Source organism: Winogradskyella pacifica (genome assembly GCF_013403915.1).
In the GTDB taxonomy this organism is placed as follows: Bacteria; Bacteroidota; Bacteroidia; order Flavobacteriales; family Flavobacteriaceae; genus Winogradskyella; species Winogradskyella pacifica.
Map to the genome: position 1 here is coordinate 1 of NZ_JABFDI010000055.1, position 1021 is coordinate 1021.

Here is a 1021-nt window from a genome sequence, read left to right on the forward strand (position 1 = left end):
AACGGTTTTGTGTATGGTTAGTTGCGTGGTTAAGCAACTAAGTTAACAAACATTTACGAACCCGTGAAAATTCCGAAGGAATTTTCCAAATAAGCACTTGCCATAGCAATTAATTATACACGGTGTTGGCACCAGTTTTTTTATATCCAGTTGGTAATTCAATTCCATAAACTTTCTCCATATACCAAAGTGGTGGAAGTCCAAATTCAGAACGTCTTTTGTCTACATTTTCAATGTCAAGGATTGGAAATTGGTCAAATTGATTCCAATAAAGACCATAAATCTGTTCTTTATTTTTAGTAATTGATTTTTCTTCCTCGAACATAGCCCAAAAGTCTTTTTTCATATTCCCTTTGACTATTTGTTCATCGATATACGGTTTGAAAAAATTCCAAACGTAATTATCTTGACCATAAGTTCCACGTTGATGCCATAGAACGAGCCAGCCTTTTTTCTGCCAGCCATATTCTTTTGTGATATCGATTAAGCGTTTGATATTTAACGAATCAATTCTCGAAACTTCGTTCCAATCAGTTCCGTTATTCCTTATTTCTTGGTCTAATTCCATTAAGCTATCAACTTCTCGATAGATTTTGGGATGCTTCAGTTTATTGTAGAATTCTGAAATATGGCTTTCGTAGTCATTCTCAATTTCCAAAAACAGTTTTTCATTCCTGAAATTATTGAACTCATTGAAATTCAAGAAGTAGTCTTTCGAAGCGTTAGTATTATGTATTGAAGAAATAAGTAATTCTTTGGCTTTATTTTTATTTTTGGCATTTAATGCTGAAGCTGTTGCGTAAAAATATATAGAAACGTCCTCTGTCGGTTTTAAATCAATTGCTCTTTCGAAATTTGTTAAAGCTTTATCATATTCTTTGTCTTTGAATTCCAACATTGCCTTTTGTTCTAATTCACTATATTTTTCAAAATCATTTTTATTATCTGAACAGCTTAAAATAGTCAAGAAAAGTAGTAGGAAAGTTATTCTCATAGTTTTTGGGTCAAATTGGTGCCAACG

General features: G+C 32.2%; 1 protein-coding gene. It reads right to left on the reverse strand.

From position 1 onward, the window contains the following. Positions 1-109: 109 nt before the first annotated feature. Positions 110-1021 (reverse strand): hypothetical protein (locus HM984_RS17365; protein ID WP_218845075.1); only part of this gene is annotated, 912 nt, incomplete at its 5' end.